Raw genomic sequence first — 19,791 nt, 5'->3', positions numbered from 1 at the left:
CGCGCTGGCATCACCTGCGCCGCCATCCACGGCGACCGCAGCCAGGCCCAGCGCGAGCGCGCCCTCAAGGCCTTCCGCTCTGGCGAGTGCGACGTGCTGGTCGCCACGGACGTGCTCGCCCGCGGCATCGACATCTCCGATGTCCGCTACGTGGTGAACTTCGACGTTCCCGAGGACCCGGTCGACTATATCCACCGTATCGGCCGCACGGGCCGTGCCGGCGAGGAGGGATGGTCGCTGACGTTTGTGACCGTCGATGATGTGGACGGGTTCTACGACATCGAGGCCCTCATGGGCAAGACCGCCGAGATCTTCGATGCCGATGGCCTTGAGCTCGGCCCTCATGCCCCTGAGGTCGATCCCGACCGCGTCCCCGCGAAGGCGCCCGCCGGCAAGAAGGAGAAGAAGCGCCGTCGCAAGGCCACTGCCCGCGCGAAGGCCGAGCGCTCCAGCGGTTCCAAGCGCCCCGATGTGGCTCCTAAGGCTCCCCAGGGAGTCAAGGAGGACGCCCCCAAGCCCTCGCGTCGCAAGCGTTCGGGCAAGACCCGTGTCCACGCCGAGGAGGCTTCCGAGCCCGTTGAGCTCCTGACTGCGTCCGAGGTTCGCGGTGAGCGTGCCGCGTCCCAGGATCGATCCACTTCCAGGCCCTCCAAGAAGGGGGCTGCTCGCTCTGGCGGCCTTGCCAACGGCCGCAAGCGCGAGGACGATCGTTCCCGCCCCGAGCGCTCATGCCGCGACGATCGCCGTCGCTCCGGTCGAGAGGACCGCTCCGACCGTCCGCGTTCCGACCGCGGTGACTCCGCTCGCAATCGCGGTGTCCGCTCCGGTCGCGATGCTTGGCGCAATTACGATGAGCCCTCCGAGCGTCGTGGTCGTGGCGGCCGTGGCGGTCGAGGTGGTCAGCCCGGGAATTCCGCACGAGGGGGTCGTGGCAGCTCCTACGAGCAGCGCCCTGGTGCTCCGCGCTCCGGCCGCCGTCCAGGGGACCGTGGCGGGCGCAGGTAGCGTAAGCGGTAGCCGCCGACGGCGCTCGGCTTCTTGCGAGTCCGTCCGTTGAGACGACGATAATTGGTATAGGCACCCCTCCCACCATGATGGGCTCTTCATGGTGGGAGGGGTGTTTTTCGCATATTGGGGCTGAACGGCCGATCTTTTGAGCTGCGTATTTCAGATGCATCGGGTCTCGTTCGGGAACCCATTCGGATATGTTTGCGACATCCTTCAGGGGCACTGCCGCCATGTTCGTCTCGGGGCCTTCTCCATGCGCTCACGCTCGTAGCCTGATGGTGATGCGAACGGACGAGGCGAAAGGAGCGCCCATGGCGGACCCGGCTGAGATCGAGAGGGAAGTCGCCCGGATGGCGGAGTATTGGGGCGAGCGAAGGGAGGGGTGGAGGGATGCGGCCGCCGATGAATTTGAGCGGATTGTCATGCCCGCGTGCCTATACGGTCCCGAACAGGATTTTCGGCGACTTCAGATGGTCAATATGTGCTTCACCGAATGGGTTCTGTTCGAGCGTCAATTGCGTGAAGGCAAGACGCCCCTGCAGCTGTATGTCGAAACGCCGCCTGAGGGCACTTTAGAATCCACGGTTGACCATCTGAGGCAGATCGATGAGACGCAGATCTTCGCGCGCTTCGCCATACTCGATAAGGACCCGGAGACCAGTCGGGCGATGCTGCTCGATGTGGGGACTGACCGTCGCTATGAGGTGTGCGATGGCGCGTTATGCAAGAATGCGCGTTGGAGAAATGGGACCATTGCGGAGCGCATCGCATGTGTGGACGGCCTGTGGCAAGTGGTCGGACAAGTTCACCTGTACGATCGGGCCGACCCTGATGCGACTCGCGTAGATGGGCCGGGAGCCCTGCATCCGGATGACCTGCGCGCGGAGGACATGTGCGACGCAGGCTTGTTCCTGCGCTTGGTGCGAGACGTCCTCGGTGTCGATGGGCGATACGCCCCCACGCTTTCCATGGTATCGGTGGAAGGGGATGCGAGATAAGGCGCGAAATGCCTGTTATGTGAAACCCTCGAGCGGTTTTCATGGGGTGTGTGTGAGGGTGTTCGTCGGATGGTACGGTTCTGCGGATTATTTGTGCCACCTGCTCGTTTGGAGTGAGTTCATGCCCGTTCGCATCATCACGGATTCCGGTTCTGAGTACAAGTCGTCCGACCATCCCGCCCTCGAGGTCCTGCCGCTGACGGTCGCGTTTGGCGACGATGTGTACCGCGAGGGCGTGGACATCACGTACGACCAGTTTTACGAAATGCTCACTGAGCGCGAAGAGTTTCCCAGCACCGGCCAGGCGACGCCGTTCCTGTTCCAAGAAGCCCTCGAGCGCGCCCGCGAGGCGGGCGAGGACGTGGTGGTCATTACCATGTCCAGTCGCCTGTCCGGTACGTATCAAAATGCGTGTATGGCGGCCGCTGCCGCCCGTGAGGCGGGGCTCGAGACCGTTCGCGTAGTCGACAGCTTGAACATGACGCTCGGTGAGCGGATCGTCGTGCAGTACGCGCTACAGCTGGTTGACGAGGGACTTGGGGCCAATGAGATCGCCGATGCACTGGAGGCGTCGGTGCCCCGTGTGCGCATCGTTGGTTTGGTGGACACCCTCGAGTATCTGAAGCGCGGCGGGCGCATCTCCGCCGCCGCAGGTACGGTGGGCGAGCTGCTGTCCATCAAGCCCGTGATCACCGTGACGGATGGAGAGGTCATCGTGCTGGGTAAGGCACGCGGTTCGAAGAAGGGCCGCACCTTGCTGCATCAGGAGATCGAGAAGGTCGGCGGTATCGACTTCGACATGCCCGGAGCGTTGGGCTATTCGGGCCTTTCGGACAAGACACTCCGCAAGTACCTCGAAGAGTACCGCGATGTGTGGGAGGGTGGCATCGCCGAAGAGGATCTTCCGATCTCCCAGGTCGGAGCCGCAATCGGTGTCCACGTGGGCCCCGGCGGCATTGCGGTCGCCTTCTTCTCCCGCGCCTAGGTGCCGCCTTCGACAATATGAATGTCTGATGATGCCGTGAGATAGCGGTACACTTTCGCGGAAACTGTTCATTAAGTACCCTGAAAGGGGATATGATGGCTGTCCGCATTATCACCGATTCCGGTTCCGATTGCCTGCCGGGCGAACATCCGAATCTCGACGTCCTGCCGCTTTCCATTGCTTTTGGTGACACGACCTACAGTGCCGACGTAGACCTCACGCGCGAGCGTTTTTACGAGCTGCTTGTCGAGGGCGATGAGTTCCCGACGACCGGCCAGGTCAATCCGTATGCTTTCTCGCAGGCGATCTCCCGCGCCCAGGAGGCGGGCGACGATGTGGTGATTCTGGCGCTTTCGAGCAAGCTGTCCGGTACGCATCAGAGCGCTGTCACGGCCGCCTCGCAGGCCGATGGGTCTACGGAGGTGCATGTCGTTGACACCAAGAGCGTGACGGTCGGTCAGCACATCCTGGTCGATTACGCACTCCGTTTGGTCGAAGGGGGCCGCTCGGCAGCCGAGGTCGCCGCTGCTGTCGAGGCCGCCGCTGACCGCGTCTGTTTGGTCGCCCTGCTCGACACCCTCGAGTACCTGAAGCGCGGTGGCCGCATTTCCGCCGCTGCTGGCACTCTGGGGGAGATGCTCTCCATCAAGCCGGTCATCACCGTCGCCGACGGCGAGGTCGCGATCCTGGGCAAGGCCCGTGGCTCCAAGAACGGCCGCAACTTGCTGCGCCAGCAGCTCGAGAGCGCGGGCGGCATTGATTTCGATATGCCCGTCATGGTCGGTTACACCGGTCTTTCCGATAAGCTCCTGCGCAAGTACCTCGAGGACAGCCGCTCCGTGTGGGAGGGCGGCATTGCCGAGCAGGACGTTCCCTCGGTTATGGTCGGTGCGACAATCGGTACGCATGTCGGCCCCGGCGCCATTGCGGTGGCGTACTTCAAGAAGGCATAGCGTCCTTTCAAATGACGTCTCTTTCGCGGCCCTCGCTTTCGGTTGGGATGATCCAGGCCGAGAGCGAGGGCCGTTTTGCCATTCTTTTGAGCAGGGTGGCGGAGCCGCTCGCGCCTGCTAGCGGTAGAATGGAGATGTTTGTGCATGCAGTCATTTAAGGAGGACGCACATGGCGATTTCCGCTCCCATCGATGCAACCAAGACCCCTGCGTGGGTGGCTCTTCAGAAACACCACGACGAGCTCGTGGAGAAGGGCATCAGCCTGAAGGATTGGTTCGCCGCCGATCCCGATCGCGTTGAGAAGCTCAGCTATCATGCCGGTGACCTGTACTTCGACCTGTCCAAGAACCTCGTCACCGATGAGACGCTCAAGCTGCTCGTAGACTTGGGTCGCGCTTGCGGCGTTGAGGAGCGCCGTGACGCCATGTTCTCCGGCGAGCATATCAACACTACGGAGGACCGTGCCGTCTTGCACACCGCCCTCCGCCGTCCCGCCAGCCAGAAGGGCGAGCTCATCGTCGACGGCCAGGATGTCGTTGCCGATGTTCACGAGGTCCTCGATCGCATGTACGCCTTTGCCGATCGCGTCCGCTCCGGTGAGTGGAAGGGCGTCAGCGGTAAGAAGATCGAGCACGTGGTCTCCATCGGCATCGGTGGTTCCGACCTCGGCCCCGTTATGGTCTACGAGGCCATGAAGCCCTATCTCGACGCCGGCATCGATTGCCGTTACATCTCCAACATCGATCCGAACGACATGGCCGAGAAGGTGAAGGGCCTCGATGCCGAGACCACGCTCGTCATCATCGTCTCCAAGACGTTCACCACGCTCGAGACGCTCACCAACGCCCGTGAGGTCAAGGCGTGGATGCTCGAGCAGCTCCGCGCCTGCGGCGCCGTCGACGGCAGCGCCGAGCAGGATGCCGAGGCTATTGCCAAGCATTTCGTGGCCGTTTCCACCGCCCTGGACCTCGTGGCTGATTTCGGCATCGACCCTGAGAACGCTTTCGGCTTCTGGAACTGGGTCGGCGGTCGTTATTCCGTTGATTCCGCCGTCGGTCTGTCGCTCATCATCGCCCTCGGGCCCGAGCGCTTCCAACAGTTCCTGGCGGGCTTCCGCGCCATCGACGAGTACTTCGAGAACACGCCGCTCGAGGAGAACGTCGTCGCGCTCATGGGCCTCATGAACGTCTGGTACGTCAATTTCTTCGGCGCCGACACGCACGCCGTGCTGCCCTACACGCAGTACCTGCACCGTTTCCCGGCCTACCTGCAGCAGCTCACCATGGAGTCCAACGGCAAGCACGTCCGCTGGGACGGTACGCCCGTCACGTGCCACACCGGTGAGGTTTTCTGGGGCGAGCCCGGCACCAACGGCCAGCATGCCTTCTATCAGCTGATGCACCAGGGCAGCGTCGTGGTTCCCGCCGATTTCATCGCCTTTGCCAACACCTCCAACCCCTTCGTCGATGAGGGGCAGGATGTGCACGAGCTGTTCCTGGGTAACTTCCTCGCCCAGACCAAGGCCCTTGCATTCGGCAAGACGGCCAATGAGGTCCGCGCCGAGGGTACGCCCGAGCAGATCGTCCCTGCTCGCGTGTTCGAGGGCAACCGCCCCACGACCTCCATTTTCGGCGACACGCTGACTCCGTTCGCCCTCGGTGAGCTCATCGCCGTGTACGAGCACATCACGTTCGTCCAGGGCACCGTTTGGGGCATCGACTCCTACGATCAGTGGGGCGTTGAGCTTGGCAAGCAACTTGCCAAGCAGATCACCCCGGCGTTCCATGACGACGAGGCGCTGAGCCAGCAGGACGCCTCCACCAAGGCTCTGATTGAGTTCTATCGCGCGACGCGCAGGTAGGCAATCGGCTCCGAATCCGTTTCGCAACGAGGCTCCGGGTGCACTGGGGCCTCGTTTGTTTTGTAAAGAGCGGCTGTTAATCTCCGAGTGCCCGCAACAAGTAATTTCGAACCGCCTTTTCGCAGCTGGCGGGATACAGGCAACGGGCGCTCTCGACGCCGTCATATTCGACGATGCGCTCGATGATGCTGAGTTTCGCGCCGCGCGGGGTGACGTGCCAGCCATCTGCCCGCCGTTCGATTAGGCCACCCTCTTGAAGCAGCTTGTTCGCTTGATGGGAGCGCATCTTGGGGAAGACGCCCGCGCCCGCCCAGTCGTCGAGGACCTTCTGCAGATAACGCGCCTCGCTTTGCGGACTTGCTTTGACGAGTGCCGATGCGCCCTCGCGTACGAGCGCGGCGATGCTGCCTCGTTCGGGTAGGGCGTGCGCGCCGGTGTCGAAGGAAGGGGCGAGTGTCGGTCCGCTCTCCGTGCCATGGGCCATTTGAAGGTCGATCAGCTCGTCAATGGTTACAAAGGGCCTGGCATGTGGTTTGTCGTGGCCGATGGCGGTGGCGATGAGTTCGGTTTCTGCCGCCGTGGTGCCGTTGGTTGCCAGGCGCAGCATCGCGAATGAGAACATGCCTGAGCCGTCCCCGGCCATCGCGGTCCTCGCATTGCCTTCGATCACTTGACCGCCCATATCGCGCACGATCGAGTTCTTGCAGCGGAGGCGTTGTTGACGCTGGGCGAGTGCCCTTTCGCCGTCATTCGGGATTTCGGGGCTTGTGTGGCGGTATCGGCCGTCATCGATCTCGATGCACAGGACGATGCGCATGGTTTGTTCGTTGTAGATCACGAAGTCGAATCGTTCCTCACGTCCGGCATCGCCATGCTGGATGAAAGCCCTCTTGTCGGTGGCGCGGAACTCTTCGTCGTCAGTCAGGCGGCGGGAGAGTGCACGAGGGGAGAAGCAGCTTGAGAGTGCGACGCCGCGGGCGACGGCGAGGCCGCGGCCGGCGAGGTCGACGCCCTCCAGGGCGTTACATAGGGCAAGTTCGGCGGCCGAGTCTTCATTGCCGACGTATGTCCGAATGGCCGGAATCTCGTCGAACGCCGAGACGAGGGACGACCGATGGAAGCCGTATGCATAATTGCTGATGGGGAACCCCCGCTCTCCCGTGAACGCATCCGATGCGAGGTCCATGCGCCGGCGGGCGTAGTCGATGAGTTTCTGCAAAAAACGCTCTCGTTGTTCGCGTTCGGCTCGGTCGCGCGTGGAGAGGGCCCGCGCCGCGCCACCGGGCGATGGCGGGATATACGTGCCGGTGAGTGCAAGCTGTGTTTCTTTGGACATGAGGTCGGTCGAACAGATGACCACGAGTTCGTCTTTGGCTCGTGAGACCGCCACGTTGATGATCGACCGCCCTTGCGACCAGGGCCAATCCCAGTCCCCGTCCTCCACGGGGAGAAGATACACGGCGTTGTATTCCTGTCCCTGCGTCTTGTGGATCGTCAGGCCGGTCTTTTCCCATGAATCAACGGCCTCGGCCTCGTCGGCGTGGAAGAGGCTCTCGATTGCGGCCGCTCCCTCCGTGTCGATGAGGCGGTCGTAGAGAGCTTCGAGTTGGCCGCGGAACGGGGATACGATGCGCACGGAGAAGCTCGGGTCCGCCTCGAGTCGGGCGCGCAGGCCCGGCCACTCTTCGTGCATGAAGATCTCAATCTGCTTGCGGTTCTCCTTGCTCGATTGCGGGGTGCCGCGCTGGGCCTTCCGTTCCGAAGCTTCTTCTGCGTTTCGGCGGTTGTGTCGATGCGGCTCCCAATAATCGCCCTCGAACCAGCGGATGCGGATGGGTGTTTGCACGGACCGATCATAGGCCGGGGTGCGCACGACGAGACCCTCCCCACGGGGCGCGTAAATCTCATCGCTGCAAAAGCCGATGATGCCGGGATGGCACCTGAAATGCTCGTTGAGAAAGGTATGCGGTGCGCCGATCGGTTCGAAGACGGCCTGCGCGGACGCCAAGATGCTCATTCCGTCACCGGTCGTCACATCCTGCAGGGCATAGGGCGATTTGCGACCCGGAACGGGAATGCCGGTTTCCTCGGCGCTGCGCACGGCGGCTTCTGCGGCGTTCGCGTGGTAGACGGGTGGAAGCTGCTCGATATCGCCGACGAGCACCACGCGCCGGGCGCTGCTCATCGCGAGCAGGGCAAGCGCGGGCGCACACTGAGACGCTTCATCCATGATCAGATAGTCATAGCGGAACACGTCGCCGTCGTTGAAGCATTTCTTGAGGGAGTGGATGGTGCTTGTGATGAATGGGCGTTCGCGAAGGAATTCAGAAGCGGTGAGGGCGGGTTCCCAGCCCCCGGTGTCGTAGTGCTCGTTACGGCGAGCCTCCGAATCGTCTTTGACGTCGAACTGCGGTCCCTGTGGATGATCCTCGTTCCAGGACCGGCGGTTCTCGAGCTTGCCCAAGGCGGCGTAGGAGTTGAAGATGCGACGGCGGTTGGGCTCCCGGCCCTCATCTGCCGCCGCATATCCGGCGATTTTCTTGGAGATGTTTGCGATGGCCTCGCCGTTGGTGGACACGACGGCTACAGTCGCGCCGCGTGCGATTATGCAGGAAACCATGTTGAGGATGGTCTCGGTCTTGCCGGTTCCAGGAGGACCCTGGACGAGCGAGATGTCGGATTCGAGTGCGCGGCGGACGGCGAGTCTTTGGCGATCGTTCATCCCATAGGGGCCCTCGATAAGCGCCGCGTCAATCTCGGCGTCGGTCGCCTCGCCGAAGATCAGCCGGTCTTGTGCCGCTCGGTCCCCCAGATACGCACGGCAGACGGTGTTCAGGTTTTCCGCGGATGCGAGACCGGGCGATCCATCAGCCGCCGGGTCGCGATAGAACCAATCGATCTCCCATGGAGGGGTCTTTCCTCCCTCGCCGTTGGGGAAGCTCGACGCGTGCGCGGCAACGCGGAGGTAGGAGAGGTTGTTCGAGAAATCGGACATGGTCGCCCCCATGTGAATTTGGGTGCCGTGGCAGGCTCGGGTCGATCAGAACTCAATTGTAGTGTCTTGCAGGGACGAACTCGGCGTGTAGTCGAACGGCGCGGCGTCGATTTCCAATGCGTTCGCGCCGTGCTCCAGCGTGACGGCCGTGTCGTGCAGGGGATGGTCGGCCACCTCGTAGCGGCGGACGAGCTCACCGGGCTTGCCGCGCAAAAACAGCCAGGAACGGTCGAGTGGGGTGGCGAGCAGCGCGCTGACCGGCTTGTTCGCGCGATCGGAGAAGTATCGTGCGCTGGCGGTGTCCTGGAACGCCAGGACGAGCTGCGTGTCGCAGTTGCCGATGATCGTGTTGGCGCCCTCCTCGCCATATCGGGCTGCGAGCTGGCTTGTGGTCTGGCACAACATGGTGCACCAGATGTTCTTGCTGCGCACCACCGAGATCGCCTGCTCGAAGTTGGGGATGCGGAAGTTGCCAAAGTCGTCGAGGAACATGCGGACGGGAACGGGCAGCGAGCCGCTGGGCATGGCATCGGCCTCCCTACCGAGCGAGATGAGCGCTTGGGTCAGGAAGAGGTTGGTGAGCGGGTCGAGCGAACGGTCCATGTCGCTGAGGGTCACGAAGAGCGCCGTAGGCTCGTGGCCCATGCGGGCGAAATCGACCTGGGGGTTATGCGTGTACAGGGCGCGAGCGGTATCGAAACTGAGACACATGACCTTCTCCGCGATGATGCCGATGATGCTGGCGTTCATCTTTTCCGCGCCCATCGTGGCGCGGTAGCGCAGGTACGCCGAGGCGCAGAAGCTCGTTGGGTCGCAGGCGATTACCTCGTCGAGCAGGGCGAAGGTGCCGCCGTCTCCCAGGGAATCCACCAGCCGAACAACCGATTCGAAGGTCTGCTCGGCGGCGGGCAGCTGTTCGACGGCGTAGGCGACAAGGCAAGACAGCAGGTTGGCCGCCGCTCGGTCCCAGAAGGGCTGGGTAAGGTCCTCCGCGGGGCAGATCGCCGTTGCGACCGAGAGGATGTCCTGCTGTGACGGCCTGCCGTTCGCGGGGTCGCGGCGGATGAAGGCGAGTGGGTCGTAGCCGACGGGCGAGGCACATCGAGGACAGGCCGCATCCATGTTCGAGAAGTTGATGTTCTGCACGACGTAGCCATGGGAGCGCAGCAAGGGGCCCATTTCGCGACAAAGCTGCCCCTTGGTGTCGAGCACGATGAAGCTCGCGTTCATCTGCATCAGGTTGGGCTTGAGCACGTGGCGCGTCTTGCCTGCGCCGGATGGCCCGATGACGAGCATGTTGTTGTTGATGCGGGTGGTCCAGGTGTCGGTGTCCAGGGTACGGCCCGAGGCGAGGATCGTGGGATTGGAGGTGGGGAGTGTGGTTCGGCTCATGGTTAGAGCTCCTTTCGGGATTCGATGATGCGGGTGGCGAAGCCGAGGTCGAGTGCGCGCTCAGCTTCCAGGTAGGTGTCCTTGCAGGTGAGGGATTGAATGCGCTTGAGCGCGAGCCCCGAGCGCTCGGCGAGGATGGTGTTGAGCGTCCGGCGCCGTTCCATGAGGCGTTTGCTCGTCTCCTGAAGGGCGAGCGCGGAGCCACCGGCGCCCTGCGGGATGAGGGGGTCGTGGATCATGAGGGATGCGTGCGGATACATCTCGCGCTCGTCTCCTGCCATGAAGATGATCGAGCCCATGGATGCGGCGAGGTCGCCGCAAACCGTGCGGATGGGGCAGGACACCGAGCGCAGCACGTCGTAGATGGCGAGTCCCGGACCCACCTGCCCGCCGGGGCTGCTGACGAAGAGGGTGATGGGGGAGGAGGGGTCCTCTCGTTCGAGGAACAGCACGTGTTGGCACAGAGCGCTCGCCATCAGGGGCTCGATCTCGCCGGAGATGACGAGGGTGCGTTCGCGCAGTAGCTCATCGTAGATACTCGTGCGCTCGAGTCCGCGGCTCGTCTCGCGGAGGATGGAGGGGGCGGTGTCGAAGACGGTCATGGGTTTTCCTTTCGATGGGGGGTAATCGGTTCGTGTGGCGGTGCTCGAGACCGCCATCTAGCTGGACGTGGTCCTCGGCTTGTCGCGCAGCCGCTGTTCGAGGACGCTCGGCGCCCGTCGTGGCGCTTCCTCGATGTCGAGCGCCCCGCATTCGGAGAGCGCTGCGAGGGGCCTGATGAAGAGGCTCCGAATGGCCTGGGCGCGATGTGCGGGGTTTCGGGCCCCGCGGTCATACGATGCCGTGTCCACAAGCTCAGGAAGGCATTCGTAGATGAACAGGAAAGCGTCGCCGCATCGCCTGTTGTAGGCGGCCGCATAGGCATCTTGCATCGCCGCCGCCTTTCCGCCGTTTTCCATGATCAGCGCTGCGCAAACGGTGTAGAAATCGTCGGCGTCGAGTGTGGCGAATCGGAAGAGCGCGTCCACGGCTGCTCTCGGACCCGAATAGCGCAGGCTGCTGGCATTGAGCCGCGCGGAGTCGAAGTGCTTGAATGCGCAGGCGTTCGTCGAGTAGCGGGGGATCCACGAGAAGGGGAATTGTCCCTCCGCACTTCGACGTGCGGACTCCCCGATTTGCTCGATCGGGGCGTACAACTGCTCGGTCGTTTGCCTGAGCGCACGGTGGAGCTCCGCACAGTCGTCTTCATCCGTCTCTATCAGCCGCCAGGCCCGTTCGAGCCTCCAGCAGACCGACGCGATACCGGGTCCGCGCACTCCCTCTGTGCCAGGGGAGCTGGGGGTCCGGCCGTTGTCGAGAGTCGCGACGCGCCGCATCGCCTCTGCAGCGAGCGGATCGTTTTGGAGGAAAAAGCCGATTTCGAGGCGGCAGAAATCGAGGACGGCGCGCTTGGCGAGGGTGGGGCTGCATCGATGGTCGGCGATGGCGGCGAGGCGCCCATCGAGGGGCAGTTCGCAATTCTCTTGCAGGAAATCTGCGAGCGTCCACTCGTGGAACTCGCGATCGGTCGGGCTGAACATGCTGCTTCCTTTCCAGCGCCGGGCAGGCGCCAGGTCAACGTTGCGCACGGCGGTGGGCCGTCGTGCGGCGAGCGACAGGTAGGCAAAATCGACATGGCAATGCCGATGGCCTATAGCAGATCTCCCAATTTGATTGTGATGGTGTTAGTGAAACGACTCATACGCTCAAACTGCTCTCGTGCTACTCGTGACTGTCAGGCTCAAACATCTCTTACGCTAAAACAGTGGCGGTGCCACTTCGGGTGCAAGCCCACTGTACTTGCTCCCCGCCGGAAGCGCAAGGCACTTTTTCAGATGGAACATGAGGCGACTGGCCAGCGTATATATGACCTTATATAACGTCTACCGATGTATTTCGACCGTTCACAGGTAAGCTACGCCCTTCTTTGAGAGCAGAACGTTACATGATGTTATAGTGCATAACGTCATGTAACGTTCTGCTTACGAGAGGGGTAACACCATGGCGGAACTCGAGAAGGTCCAGCTTCTTAACTTCGATATCGACCAGTACCTGAAGGACGGCGACGCCACCGTGGCGGCCTGCGCCCAGGCCAAGGCGGTCGCCGACGAGATTCACGAGCAGGGGTATGAGAACATCTTCCTGCTGGGCATCGGCGGCACCTATGACGAGCTCGACATGGTCCGCTACTTCATGAAGAAGTACTCCGAGGTCGAGGTTCACCTGGTCAACGCCGCCGAGCTCAACGTGATGGGCGACAACCGCCTCAAGAAGGACTCCGTCGTGGTCACCGCCTCCGCTTCCGGCGACACCAAGGAGATCGTCAAGGCGGTCGAGAACATTACCGCCCAGGGCATCCGCGTCGTCGCCTTCACCCGCGAGGACACACCGCTCGGCAAGCTCGCGACCACGGTGATCTCGGCTCCCGTGGCCACCGGTCGCTGCGATTTCACCTATCTGCTCTTCCAGGCCTTCGCCCTGCGCCTGCTCAACCTGCGCGGTGACTTCGACCGCTATGACGACTACATGGCCCAGACCAAGAATCTCTTCCAGGACCTGGTCGACATCCGCATCAAGTTCGAGCCCAAGGCCGAGCAGATCGCGAAGCAGTTCGCCGAGGAGCCCTACACGATTTTCATCGCGTCCGGTGCCCTGTGGGGCGAGAACGTTCTGTTCTCCATGTGCGTTCTCGAGGAGATGCAGTGGATCCGCACCCGTGCCGTCACGTCCGCCGAGTTCTTCCACGGCACCCTCGAGCTCGTCGAGCCCGGCGTGCCCGTGATCATCACCAAGGGCGAGGATGAGTGCCGCGAGCTCGACAACCGTGCCGAGGTCTTCTGCAAGCAGTACACCGATAAGCTCGCGGTCATCGACACCGCCGAGTATGCCGTCTCCGGCCTGGACGACGAGTTCCGCCCGCTGGTCTCCCCGATGATCGCCGCCGCGACGCTGCACGAGCGCCTCTCCAAGCACTACGAGCGCATCACGAAGCACAACCTGGCCTATCGTCGCTACTACCGTCAGTTCGCGTACTAAGCGCCCCCACGTCCCGTGAGCTATCTTGCGGGATCGACCCGGCGGGTGCACGGGTTTAGGCCCGCGCGCCCGCCGGTTTCTCGACCGCTTCCCATCGTGTGACCGCTTGCTCGGTGGGACCCATCTATAAGGAAAGGAGACGGTCATGCTCGTGCAGGCATTGCTCGTCGGTCTGGTCGCGGCGTTCGCGACGTTCGACACGGCTTTGGGCACCAGCCACATCAACCGCCCCATCGTCATCGGCCCGATAGTCGGACTCGTGTTGGGCGACCTCCACACCGGCTTGGTCATCGGCGCCAACCTGGAGCTCCTCTTTATGGGCGCCATCTCGGTCGGTGCCTACATCCCGCCGGATGTCAACACCGCTGGCACACTGGCGACCGCATTCGCCATCACCACGGGCTCTGGTCTCGAGACCGCGTACGCCCTCGCCATGCCCATCGGTCTCGCCGCACTCGGAGTCAAGAACTTCTTCTACGCCATCACCCCGATGTTCCTGCAGATCGCAGATAGGGGCGCCGAGGTCGGCGACGATGGAAAGATCAAGCTCACGTACGTGCTCATCGGTATGGTCGGCAAGACCATCTGGACGTTCACGCTGACCGCGCTGGCCTTCTATTTCGGCTCGGACGCCGTGACCGCGGTGCTCGACGCCGTGCCCGATTTCGTCTTCGACGGCATGGGCATCGCCGCCGGCATCCTTCCCGCCATGGGCTTCGCCATGCTCATGCGCATGATCGTGAACAAGAAGCTCGTCCCGTTCTTCGTGCTGGGCTTCGCTCTCGCCGCTTATCTGAATCTGTCCGTCCTGGCCGTCGCTATCCTGGCCGTGGTGATCGCCATCGAGAAGATCGACCTCTTCGGTGACGCTCCCGCCGCCGCGACCGCCGGTATCGCTGGAGGCGATGACGATGACTTCTAAGCCCGAATCCACGCAGGGTGCCACTATCACCAAGAGCGACCTTACGCGCATGGCCGTGAATCCGGGCGCGCTCGGCATGGAGTACTCCTGGAATTATCCCAAGCAGATGAGCATTCCGTTTTGCATGATGCTCACGCCGCTGCTCAAGAAGATCTACCGTGACGATCCCGAGGGCTATGCCGCCGCGCTCACCCGCCATCTCGAGTTCTTCAACATCACGATGTATTTCGCCCCGTTCGTGGGTGGTGTGGTGGCCTCGATGGAGGAGCGCGTCGCGAAGGGCGAGATGGAGCCCGAGACCATCAGCTCCGTGAAGGCGGCGCTCATGGGCCCGCTATCCGGCATCGGAGACTCCCTGTTCCTGGGTACGCTGCGTGTGATCGCCGCCGCCGTCGGCATCGGCCTGTCTCTCGCGGGCAACCCGTTCGGCCCCATCGCCTTCCTCGCGATTTACAACATCCCGTGCTTCCTCACGCGCATCATCGGCGCGCAGAAGGGCTACGAGCTCGGTGTGTCGTTCCTCACGGCGGCGCAGGAGAGTGGCCTCATGAACAAGGTCATCTACGCGGCGGGTATCGTGGGTATCATGGTCCTCGGCGCCATGACCGTGTCCATGACGTCGGTGTCGATTCCCATAGAGTTCGGCTCGGGCGACAGCGTCCAGACCATTCAGTCCGTGCTCGACGGCATTATGCCCGGCACGCTCGCCCTGGTTGCGCTTGTGCTCTACTATGCCGCCCTCGCCAAGAAGGCGAACCCCATGCTGCTCATCGTCATCACTATGATCGTGGGCATCCTCGGCGCTTTCACGGGCGTTTTGGCATAATCTTGGCAAAACCTGTGTCGTTGCCCTGGGCGCGGTCGATCGCGAGGTCGACCGCGCCCTTTACTTGATATGGTATATAAGGTAATAAGACGTATTTTACTGAGGAGAGGCGCCTATCGCCGGAGGAGGGATGAAGATGGCCGGAAAACTGGCGGGTGATTCCGCGACGCCGTTGTACCAGCAGGTCGCAAACGACCTGCGCGAGGCGATCGTGAACGACGTGTACCACGTGGGTGCCCGCATTCCCACGGAGCCCGAGTTGAGCCACCTGTACGGTGTGAGCCGCATCACCGTCCGCAAGGCCATCGAGATTCTGGTCGATGAGGGTCTCCTTGCCAAACGCCAGGGGAAGGGCACGTTCGTCCAGGAGGCCCATCGCGCCCCGATGGTCCATGAAGACCGTCGCGCCGCGCTCAACGGTTTCTCGGCCTCATGTCGTCAAAACGGTTTGGAGCCCGGTTCGACGCTGCTTCGCTGCGAGGTGGTGGACGTTCCACCCGTTGCGCGCGAGTTCTTCGGCGAGGGCGCGCGCCTGATCGCCATCGACCGCGTTTGCATGGCGGACGGCACTCCCATCATGGTCGACCACTGCCTGTTCGCACGGGAGGGGCACGAGTTCCTCGAGACCGCCGAACTTGAGAACGCCTCGATCTTCGATCTCATTCGCAATGCGACTGGTCAGTGCCCCCATCGCGACAGCGCCCAGATGCTCAGTATCCAGCTCGCCGACGAGCAGGTCGCCCATGCGCTCTCCGTCCCGGTGGGGGAGCCGCTCTTCAGCCTGGAGGGCCTGTATCGCGATCAGGACGGGAATCCGTTGTACGCGGGCAAGCAGCTTATCATCGGCTCACGCTACACGTTCTCCATGTGATGCGCAGCCGGACTTCAGTATACGTCTACGGATAATTTAATACCACTCAAGGATTATTCAGCTGAGAGAACCCGCATGGCCGTATAGTCGAGCATGCGGGTTCATTTATGCGCGCCACGCGTGCCGGATATAAGGGGGCTGCGTCCCATGAGCAACGCCAAGCCGACTATGGAAACCTATATCGAGATGTCGCCTCGGGTGTTCGAGGAGAACCTCACCCGCGTAGATGCCCTTGTGGGCGGCCTGGTCGAGCGCTATGCGCGCCGTGGTTTGCGCGACCTGCGCTTCGTCGCGTCTGGATCCTCGTACAACTCCTGTGTGGCCGCGCGCCCCTTCGCCGAGCGCGTCCTGGGCGTTCGGGTGGACGTCTTCACCCCGTCGCGCTATCTCGATGAACTCGAGCGCCTGGATGTCACGGCGTCCGATGCGTTCGAGGTCTTTGTCTCGCAGAGCGGTTGCAGCACGAACATCATCGAGGCGGTGTGCGCCGCGCGCTCACGGGGGCACGAGACGGTGGCCCTCACGGGCAACGTCGAGGCCGACCTGCGCGACGAGGTCGACGCGATCTTCGAATACGGCGTGGGAAACGAAACGGTCGGGTTCGTGACCATGGGCGTGCTCACGCTCATGGAGTTCATCGCGCTGTTCAGCCTCGCGACAGCCGAGGCCCTGGGGGCGATCGACGGTGATGGGCGGTCGGCGTGGATGGGGCGCCTTTCCGAGGTTCCCGACATGCACCGCGAGATGCAGCGGCGGGCGCATGCCCTCATGGACGCGGATCGTGAGGTGTTTTTGACCCCCGGACATGCGTTCATGTGCGGTGCGGGCGCCGCCTACGGCATCGCGTTGGAGGGCGCGCTCAAATGGCAGGAGACGCTCAAGGCTCCCGCCATCGCGTTGGAGCCCGAGGAGTACATCCACGGTCCCAATATGCAGCTGACCCCGCGCTCGACGGCGTTCTTCCTCGATCCGTGCCTCGCGCCCGGCCGTACACATGAGATTTACCGAGCGACCCGCGCGGTGACGGACCACGCTTATCTTTTGGCCTGCTACGGCATCGAGGATGGCGATGCGAACGCGATATGCCTCGAGCGGGATGTGGAGCCCGAGGTGGCCCCGTTCGTCCTGCTGCCCGCCGTCCAGGTGTTCGCCGGCCGCGCCATGCGCGAGCTGGGCTGCGAGCCCTGCCATCCGCTGTTCGACCGCTTCGAACAGGTCGTAAGCTGTAAGACCGCCGACTATGAGGAAATCTGCAAGGAAAAGCTCGCCCAGGCCGGCTTTGCCGAGTAGCGGACCTCAATTGAGGGACAGTCCCTAAATTGAGGTTCTTGGAATCGAAGGAGGGGTGCGCCGATGGAGGGCGTGAGCACGACCCACGATGACCGTCGCGCGTTGCGCGGTGTGTTCTGCCTGTTCGGCACTGCGGTGTGCTGGAGTTTCATGGGGATCCTCACCAAATGGAATACGCAGTCTCCGTTTCTCATCGGCGGGGTGACCTCCACGATTGTGCTCGTGTTCACGCTCGTGGTGGCGCGTCCGCAATTGAGGTTCAGCCCGCTCATCGTGGGCGTCGGGCTTGCGTCGTTTTTCACCGGCCTGACCTTTCGCTATGCCAACCAACTCACCACCGTGGGAAACGCGATAGTACTCCAGTACACGTCCATGATCTTCGTCATCGTGTACCAGAGCTTGGCTGAGAGGCGCATGCCCGCGCTACGTCACGTGCTGGTCGTACTGGGCGCGTTCGCGGGGATGGCTCTGTTCTTTATGGGGTCGCTCTCGGCAGAGGGCATGCTCGGAAATCTCCTGGCTATCGCGTCGGGGGCGTCGTTCGGCTTGCAGTTTTACCTCAACTCGCGCCCCGGCGCCGCTCCTCTCGTGTCCTCTTTGGTGGCGAGCGTCTGCTCGATGGTGCCGCTGCTGTTCATGTTCGACCGCCTGCCGCAGGTGAGCCCGGCGGAGTGGGGCTACATGGCTGCGAGCGGCGTGTTTTGCAGCAGCTTCGCGAACATCCTGTTTTCCAAGGGCATCGGCAAGGTCCCCGCGTTCACGGCGAACCTCATCTGCATGAGCGAGGTCATCATGGCTCCCACGTGGTCGTTCTTCATCTTCGGGGAGACGTTCAGCGAGACAGCGCTCGCCGGTGCGGCGCTCATCGTGGCGAGCATCGTGGTCAATCTTGCCCTCGACGCCCGCGCGCGTTCCCGTGCTGCGGAAACCTCGATTTAGGGACTGTCCCCAAATCGAGGTTCGGTAAAGCGGTATGATATTCCAGCAGAATGTATCTTCCGGAAAGGTTTTCGCGTATGGCAATTAAGGCGATCGCGCTGGATATCGACGGCACGCTCACGAACGACCGTAAAGTCGTCACGCCCCGCACGAAGATGGCCCTGCTCGCCGCTCAGGATGCGGGCGTCAAGCTGATTCTCGCCTCGGGCAGGCCCGTCCAGGGGTTGCGCGCCATCGCCTCAGAGCTGGCGCTGAGCGAGCACGGGGGCCTCCTCGTCGCGTTCAACGGCGCGCATGTCGTCGACGCCCAGACCGATGAGGTCCTTTACGACCAACCCATCGACTCTGACACAATGCGCGAGCTCATAGAGCACGTGCGGGACTTCGATGTCATTCCCTGGATCACTCGGGGCGGGGAGCTGTTCGTCGAGCGCTCATCGCGCCATGTCATCCGTTACCGCGATGAGGACCTCGATATCGTCGAACACGAGTGCCGCATGTGCGACCTCGTGCCGTGCGAGGTCGACGACCTGCTCGAGGCCTGCGCGACCCCGCAGGACAAGCTTCTGTGCGCCGCCGAGCCCGAGTACCTGCAAGAGCGTTGGCGGTCGATGGCCGAGCCGTTCGACGGCCGCCTCTCCGCCATGTTCACGGCCGACTTCTATTTCGAGTTCATGGCGCCCGGCGTCGACAAGGGCCGCGCACTCGCGGGCGCTCTGCCCAAGCTCGGCATCGACGCCTCGGAGGTCGTCGCGTTCGGTGACGGGCAAAACGACGTGTCCATGATCAAGTGGGTGGGTGTGGGCGTTGCCATGGGCAATGCGATTGACGAGGCCAAGGCGGCAGCGGATATGGTGACGGCCTCCAACAACGAGGACGGTATCGTGCTGGCGCTTGATGAAATTTTGGGATAGACCCCCGCGTGCGGGGAAGTGAAAGGGGGCCGCATGGCTCAGGATCGTTTTCCGTATCAGGCCGTCATCTTTGATATGGATGGCGTCATCGTGGACACCGAGCGCTTCTACTTCGATCAGCTCGATGAGATGTACACGGCGGCGGGGATGCCCGTCTCGCACGAGGAGTTGAGCCGCGCCGTGGGGGCGTCGTACAAGGACTTTCAGAAGAACCTGGATCGGTGGTTCGCCATGGGCGGGGTGGAGCTGAGCATCGAGGAGGCGGAGGCCCGTTACGACGAGTGGGCGAAGGACCATCCGGCGGATTACGCCTCCCTGCTCAACCCCGGTGTGGTCGAGACCGTCGCCGCGCTCAAGGACCGTGGCGTCCGCGTGGCTCTCGCCTCATCCTCGCCGATGGACAATATCCTGCACGTGCTCGACGTGTGCGGCCTCTCCGGCGCATTCGAGCTCGTGACCAGCGGCGAGCAGTTCCACGAAAGCAAGCCCAATCCCGAGATCTACCTGCACACGCTCGAGGCGCTGGGGCTTCCCGCATCGGCGTGCTGCTGCATCGAGGACTCCGTGCCTGGCATCACCGCGGGCAAAGCCGCCGGCCTTACGGTGGTTGCCAAGCGCGAGGAGCGCTTCGGCTTCTCTCAGGATGCAGCTGATGTGATTATCGACTCAATCCCCGATATCCTGGGGCTGTGACGCCTCGATCGGGGTGGACCGGGGCGAGGACCCCTCGGCTGAAACCGGGGCCCTTGGCCGGAACTCGGT

General features: G+C 62.9%; 17 protein-coding genes. 13 read left to right on the top strand and 4 right to left on the bottom strand.

Translation table 11 applies throughout. The annotated features are described in order from the left end of the window. The 5 genes from COLINT_RS08480 to pgi all read left to right on the top strand — a co-directional run. The coding region (locus tag COLINT_RS08480) for a C-terminal helicase domain-containing protein (RefSeq protein WP_006722944.1) at positions 1–1,005 on the top strand (1,005 nt) is incomplete at its 5' end. Between the two features lie 314 nt (positions 1,006–1,319). Further along, entirely contained in the window at positions 1,320–2,006 is a 687-nt protein-coding gene (locus tag COLINT_RS03350; protein ID WP_156780313.1) for a hypothetical protein, read from the top strand. Positions 2,007–2,127: 121 nt separating this feature from the next. After that, the gene (locus COLINT_RS03345) at positions 2,128–2,991 is read left to right on the top strand and encodes a DegV family protein (RefSeq protein ID WP_039910557.1); all 864 of its coding nucleotides are present in this window, start codon (positions 2,128–2,130) and stop codon (positions 2,989–2,991) included. A 95-nt stretch (positions 2,992–3,086) separates the two neighbouring features. Then, positions 3,087–3,944 carry a DegV family protein gene (locus COLINT_RS03340; RefSeq protein ID WP_039910304.1) on the top strand — a complete coding sequence of 286 codons (858 nt, stop codon included), beginning with the start codon at positions 3,087–3,089 and terminating at the stop codon, positions 3,942–3,944. Positions 3,945–4,113: 169 nt separating this feature from the next. Further along, positions 4,114–5,805: a glucose-6-phosphate isomerase gene (gene pgi, locus COLINT_RS03335; RefSeq protein ID WP_006722939.1), complete on the top strand. Its 1,692-nt coding sequence runs from the start codon at positions 4,114–4,116 to the stop codon at positions 5,803–5,805. A gap of 76 nt (positions 5,806–5,881) precedes the next feature. Here pgi and COLINT_RS03330 read toward each other — a convergent pair whose 3' ends face one another. The 4 genes from COLINT_RS03330 to COLINT_RS03315 are packed head-to-tail and all read right to left on the bottom strand — an operon-like array spanning position 5,882 to position 11,820. Continuing rightward, complete coding sequence (locus COLINT_RS03330; protein WP_039910303.1) at positions 5,882–8,800, bottom strand: DEAD/DEAH box helicase; 2,919 nt, start codon at positions 8,798–8,800, stop codon at positions 5,882–5,884. Between the two features lie 45 nt (positions 8,801–8,845). Next, on the bottom strand, positions 8,846–10,192 hold the full coding sequence (locus COLINT_RS03325; RefSeq protein ID WP_006722937.1) for a VirD4-like conjugal transfer protein, CD1115 family: 1,347 nt from the start codon (positions 10,190–10,192) through the stop codon (positions 8,846–8,848). Between the two features lie 2 nt (positions 10,193–10,194). Next, entirely contained in the window at positions 10,195–10,794 is a 600-nt protein-coding gene (locus tag COLINT_RS03320) for an ATP-dependent Clp protease proteolytic subunit (protein WP_006722936.1), read from the bottom strand. A 57-nt stretch (positions 10,795–10,851) separates the two neighbouring features. Next, positions 10,852–11,820: a hypothetical protein gene (locus COLINT_RS03315; RefSeq protein ID WP_211203986.1), complete on the bottom strand. Its 969-nt coding sequence runs from the start codon at positions 11,818–11,820 to the stop codon at positions 10,852–10,854. Between the two features lie 412 nt (positions 11,821–12,232). On the opposite strand from COLINT_RS03315, the gene COLINT_RS03310 reads away from it, so the two are divergent. The 8 genes from COLINT_RS03310 to COLINT_RS03275 all read left to right on the top strand — a co-directional run bounded on the left by COLINT_RS03310 (position 12,233) and on the right by COLINT_RS03275 (position 19,722). Beyond that, positions 12,233–13,267, top strand: a complete 1,035-nt coding sequence (locus COLINT_RS03310; protein WP_006722934.1) for an SIS domain-containing protein — start codon at positions 12,233–12,235, stop codon at positions 13,265–13,267. Positions 13,268–13,412: 145 nt separating this feature from the next. Continuing rightward, positions 13,413–14,189, top strand: coding sequence for a PTS mannose/fructose/sorbose/N-acetylgalactosamine transporter subunit IIC (locus tag COLINT_RS03305; RefSeq protein ID WP_006722933.1), 777 nt, complete (start codon positions 13,413–13,415; stop codon positions 14,187–14,189). Further along, entirely contained in the window at positions 14,173–15,015 is an 843-nt protein-coding gene (locus COLINT_RS03300) for a PTS system mannose/fructose/sorbose family transporter subunit IID (RefSeq protein ID WP_006722932.1), read from the top strand. Before COLINT_RS03305 ends, COLINT_RS03300 begins: the two co-directional genes overlap by 17 nt. 136 nt (positions 15,016–15,151) lie before the next feature. After that, positions 15,152–15,886, top strand: a complete 735-nt coding sequence (locus COLINT_RS03295) for a GntR family transcriptional regulator (protein ID WP_039910555.1) — start codon at positions 15,152–15,154, stop codon at positions 15,884–15,886. 147 nt (positions 15,887–16,033) lie between these two features. Further along, positions 16,034–17,176, top strand: coding sequence for an SIS domain-containing protein (locus COLINT_RS03290; RefSeq protein WP_006722930.1), 1,143 nt, complete (start codon positions 16,034–16,036; stop codon positions 17,174–17,176). Positions 17,177–17,239: 63 nt separating this feature from the next. Next, entirely contained in the window at positions 17,240–18,115 is an 876-nt protein-coding gene (locus tag COLINT_RS03285; RefSeq protein WP_006722929.1) for a DMT family transporter, read from the top strand. Positions 18,116–18,192: 77 nt separating this feature from the next. Beyond that, positions 18,193–19,029, top strand: a complete 837-nt coding sequence (locus tag COLINT_RS03280; RefSeq protein ID WP_006722928.1) for a Cof-type HAD-IIB family hydrolase — start codon at positions 18,193–18,195, stop codon at positions 19,027–19,029. A gap of 33 nt (positions 19,030–19,062) precedes the next feature. Next, on the top strand, positions 19,063–19,722 hold the full coding sequence (locus COLINT_RS03275; protein WP_006722927.1) for an HAD family hydrolase: 660 nt from the start codon (positions 19,063–19,065) through the stop codon (positions 19,720–19,722). Positions 19,723–19,791 lie beyond the last annotated feature (69 nt).

It is taken from the genome of Collinsella intestinalis DSM 13280, from assembly GCF_000156175.1.
Classification (GTDB): domain Bacteria; phylum Actinomycetota; class Coriobacteriia; order Coriobacteriales; family Coriobacteriaceae; genus Collinsella; species Collinsella intestinalis.
This window is presented reverse-complemented; position numbering and strand designations above follow the sequence as displayed.

Excerpts from the sequence above, each read along its gene's own strand:
- COLINT_RS03275 (WP_006722927.1), top strand. The coding sequence starts at position 19,063 with ATGGCTCAGGATCGTTTTCCGTATCAGGCCGTCATCTTTGATATGGAT.
- COLINT_RS03340 (WP_039910304.1), top strand. The coding sequence starts at position 3,087 with ATGGCTGTCCGCATTATCACCGATTCCGGTTCCGATTGCCTGCCGGGC.
- COLINT_RS03320 (WP_006722936.1), bottom strand. The coding sequence starts at position 10,794 with ATGACCGTCTTCGACACCGCCCCCTCCATCCTCCGCGAGACGAGCCGC.
- COLINT_RS03305 (WP_006722933.1), top strand. The coding sequence starts at position 13,413 with ATGCTCGTGCAGGCATTGCTCGTCGGTCTGGTCGCGGCGTTCGCGACG.
- COLINT_RS03350 (WP_156780313.1), top strand. The coding sequence starts at position 1,320 with ATGGCGGACCCGGCTGAGATCGAGAGGGAAGTCGCCCGGATGGCGGAG.
- pgi (WP_006722939.1), top strand. The coding sequence starts at position 4,114 with ATGGCGATTTCCGCTCCCATCGATGCAACCAAGACCCCTGCGTGGGTG.
- COLINT_RS03280 (WP_006722928.1), top strand. The coding sequence starts at position 18,193 with ATGGCAATTAAGGCGATCGCGCTGGATATCGACGGCACGCTCACGAAC.
- COLINT_RS03290 (WP_006722930.1), top strand. The coding sequence starts at position 16,034 with ATGAGCAACGCCAAGCCGACTATGGAAACCTATATCGAGATGTCGCCT.
- COLINT_RS03295 (WP_039910555.1), top strand. The coding sequence starts at position 15,152 with ATGGCCGGAAAACTGGCGGGTGATTCCGCGACGCCGTTGTACCAGCAG.
- COLINT_RS03345 (WP_039910557.1), top strand. The coding sequence starts at position 2,128 with ATGCCCGTTCGCATCATCACGGATTCCGGTTCTGAGTACAAGTCGTCC.
- COLINT_RS03330 (WP_039910303.1), bottom strand. The coding sequence starts at position 8,800 with ATGTCCGATTTCTCGAACAACCTCTCCTACCTCCGCGTTGCCGCGCAC.
- COLINT_RS03310 (WP_006722934.1), top strand. The coding sequence starts at position 12,233 with ATGGCGGAACTCGAGAAGGTCCAGCTTCTTAACTTCGATATCGACCAG.
- COLINT_RS03300 (WP_006722932.1), top strand. The coding sequence starts at position 14,173 with ATGACGATGACTTCTAAGCCCGAATCCACGCAGGGTGCCACTATCACC.
- COLINT_RS03325 (WP_006722937.1), bottom strand. The coding sequence starts at position 10,192 with ATGAGCCGAACCACACTCCCCACCTCCAATCCCACGATCCTCGCCTCG.
- COLINT_RS03285 (WP_006722929.1), top strand. The coding sequence starts at position 17,240 with ATGGAGGGCGTGAGCACGACCCACGATGACCGTCGCGCGTTGCGCGGT.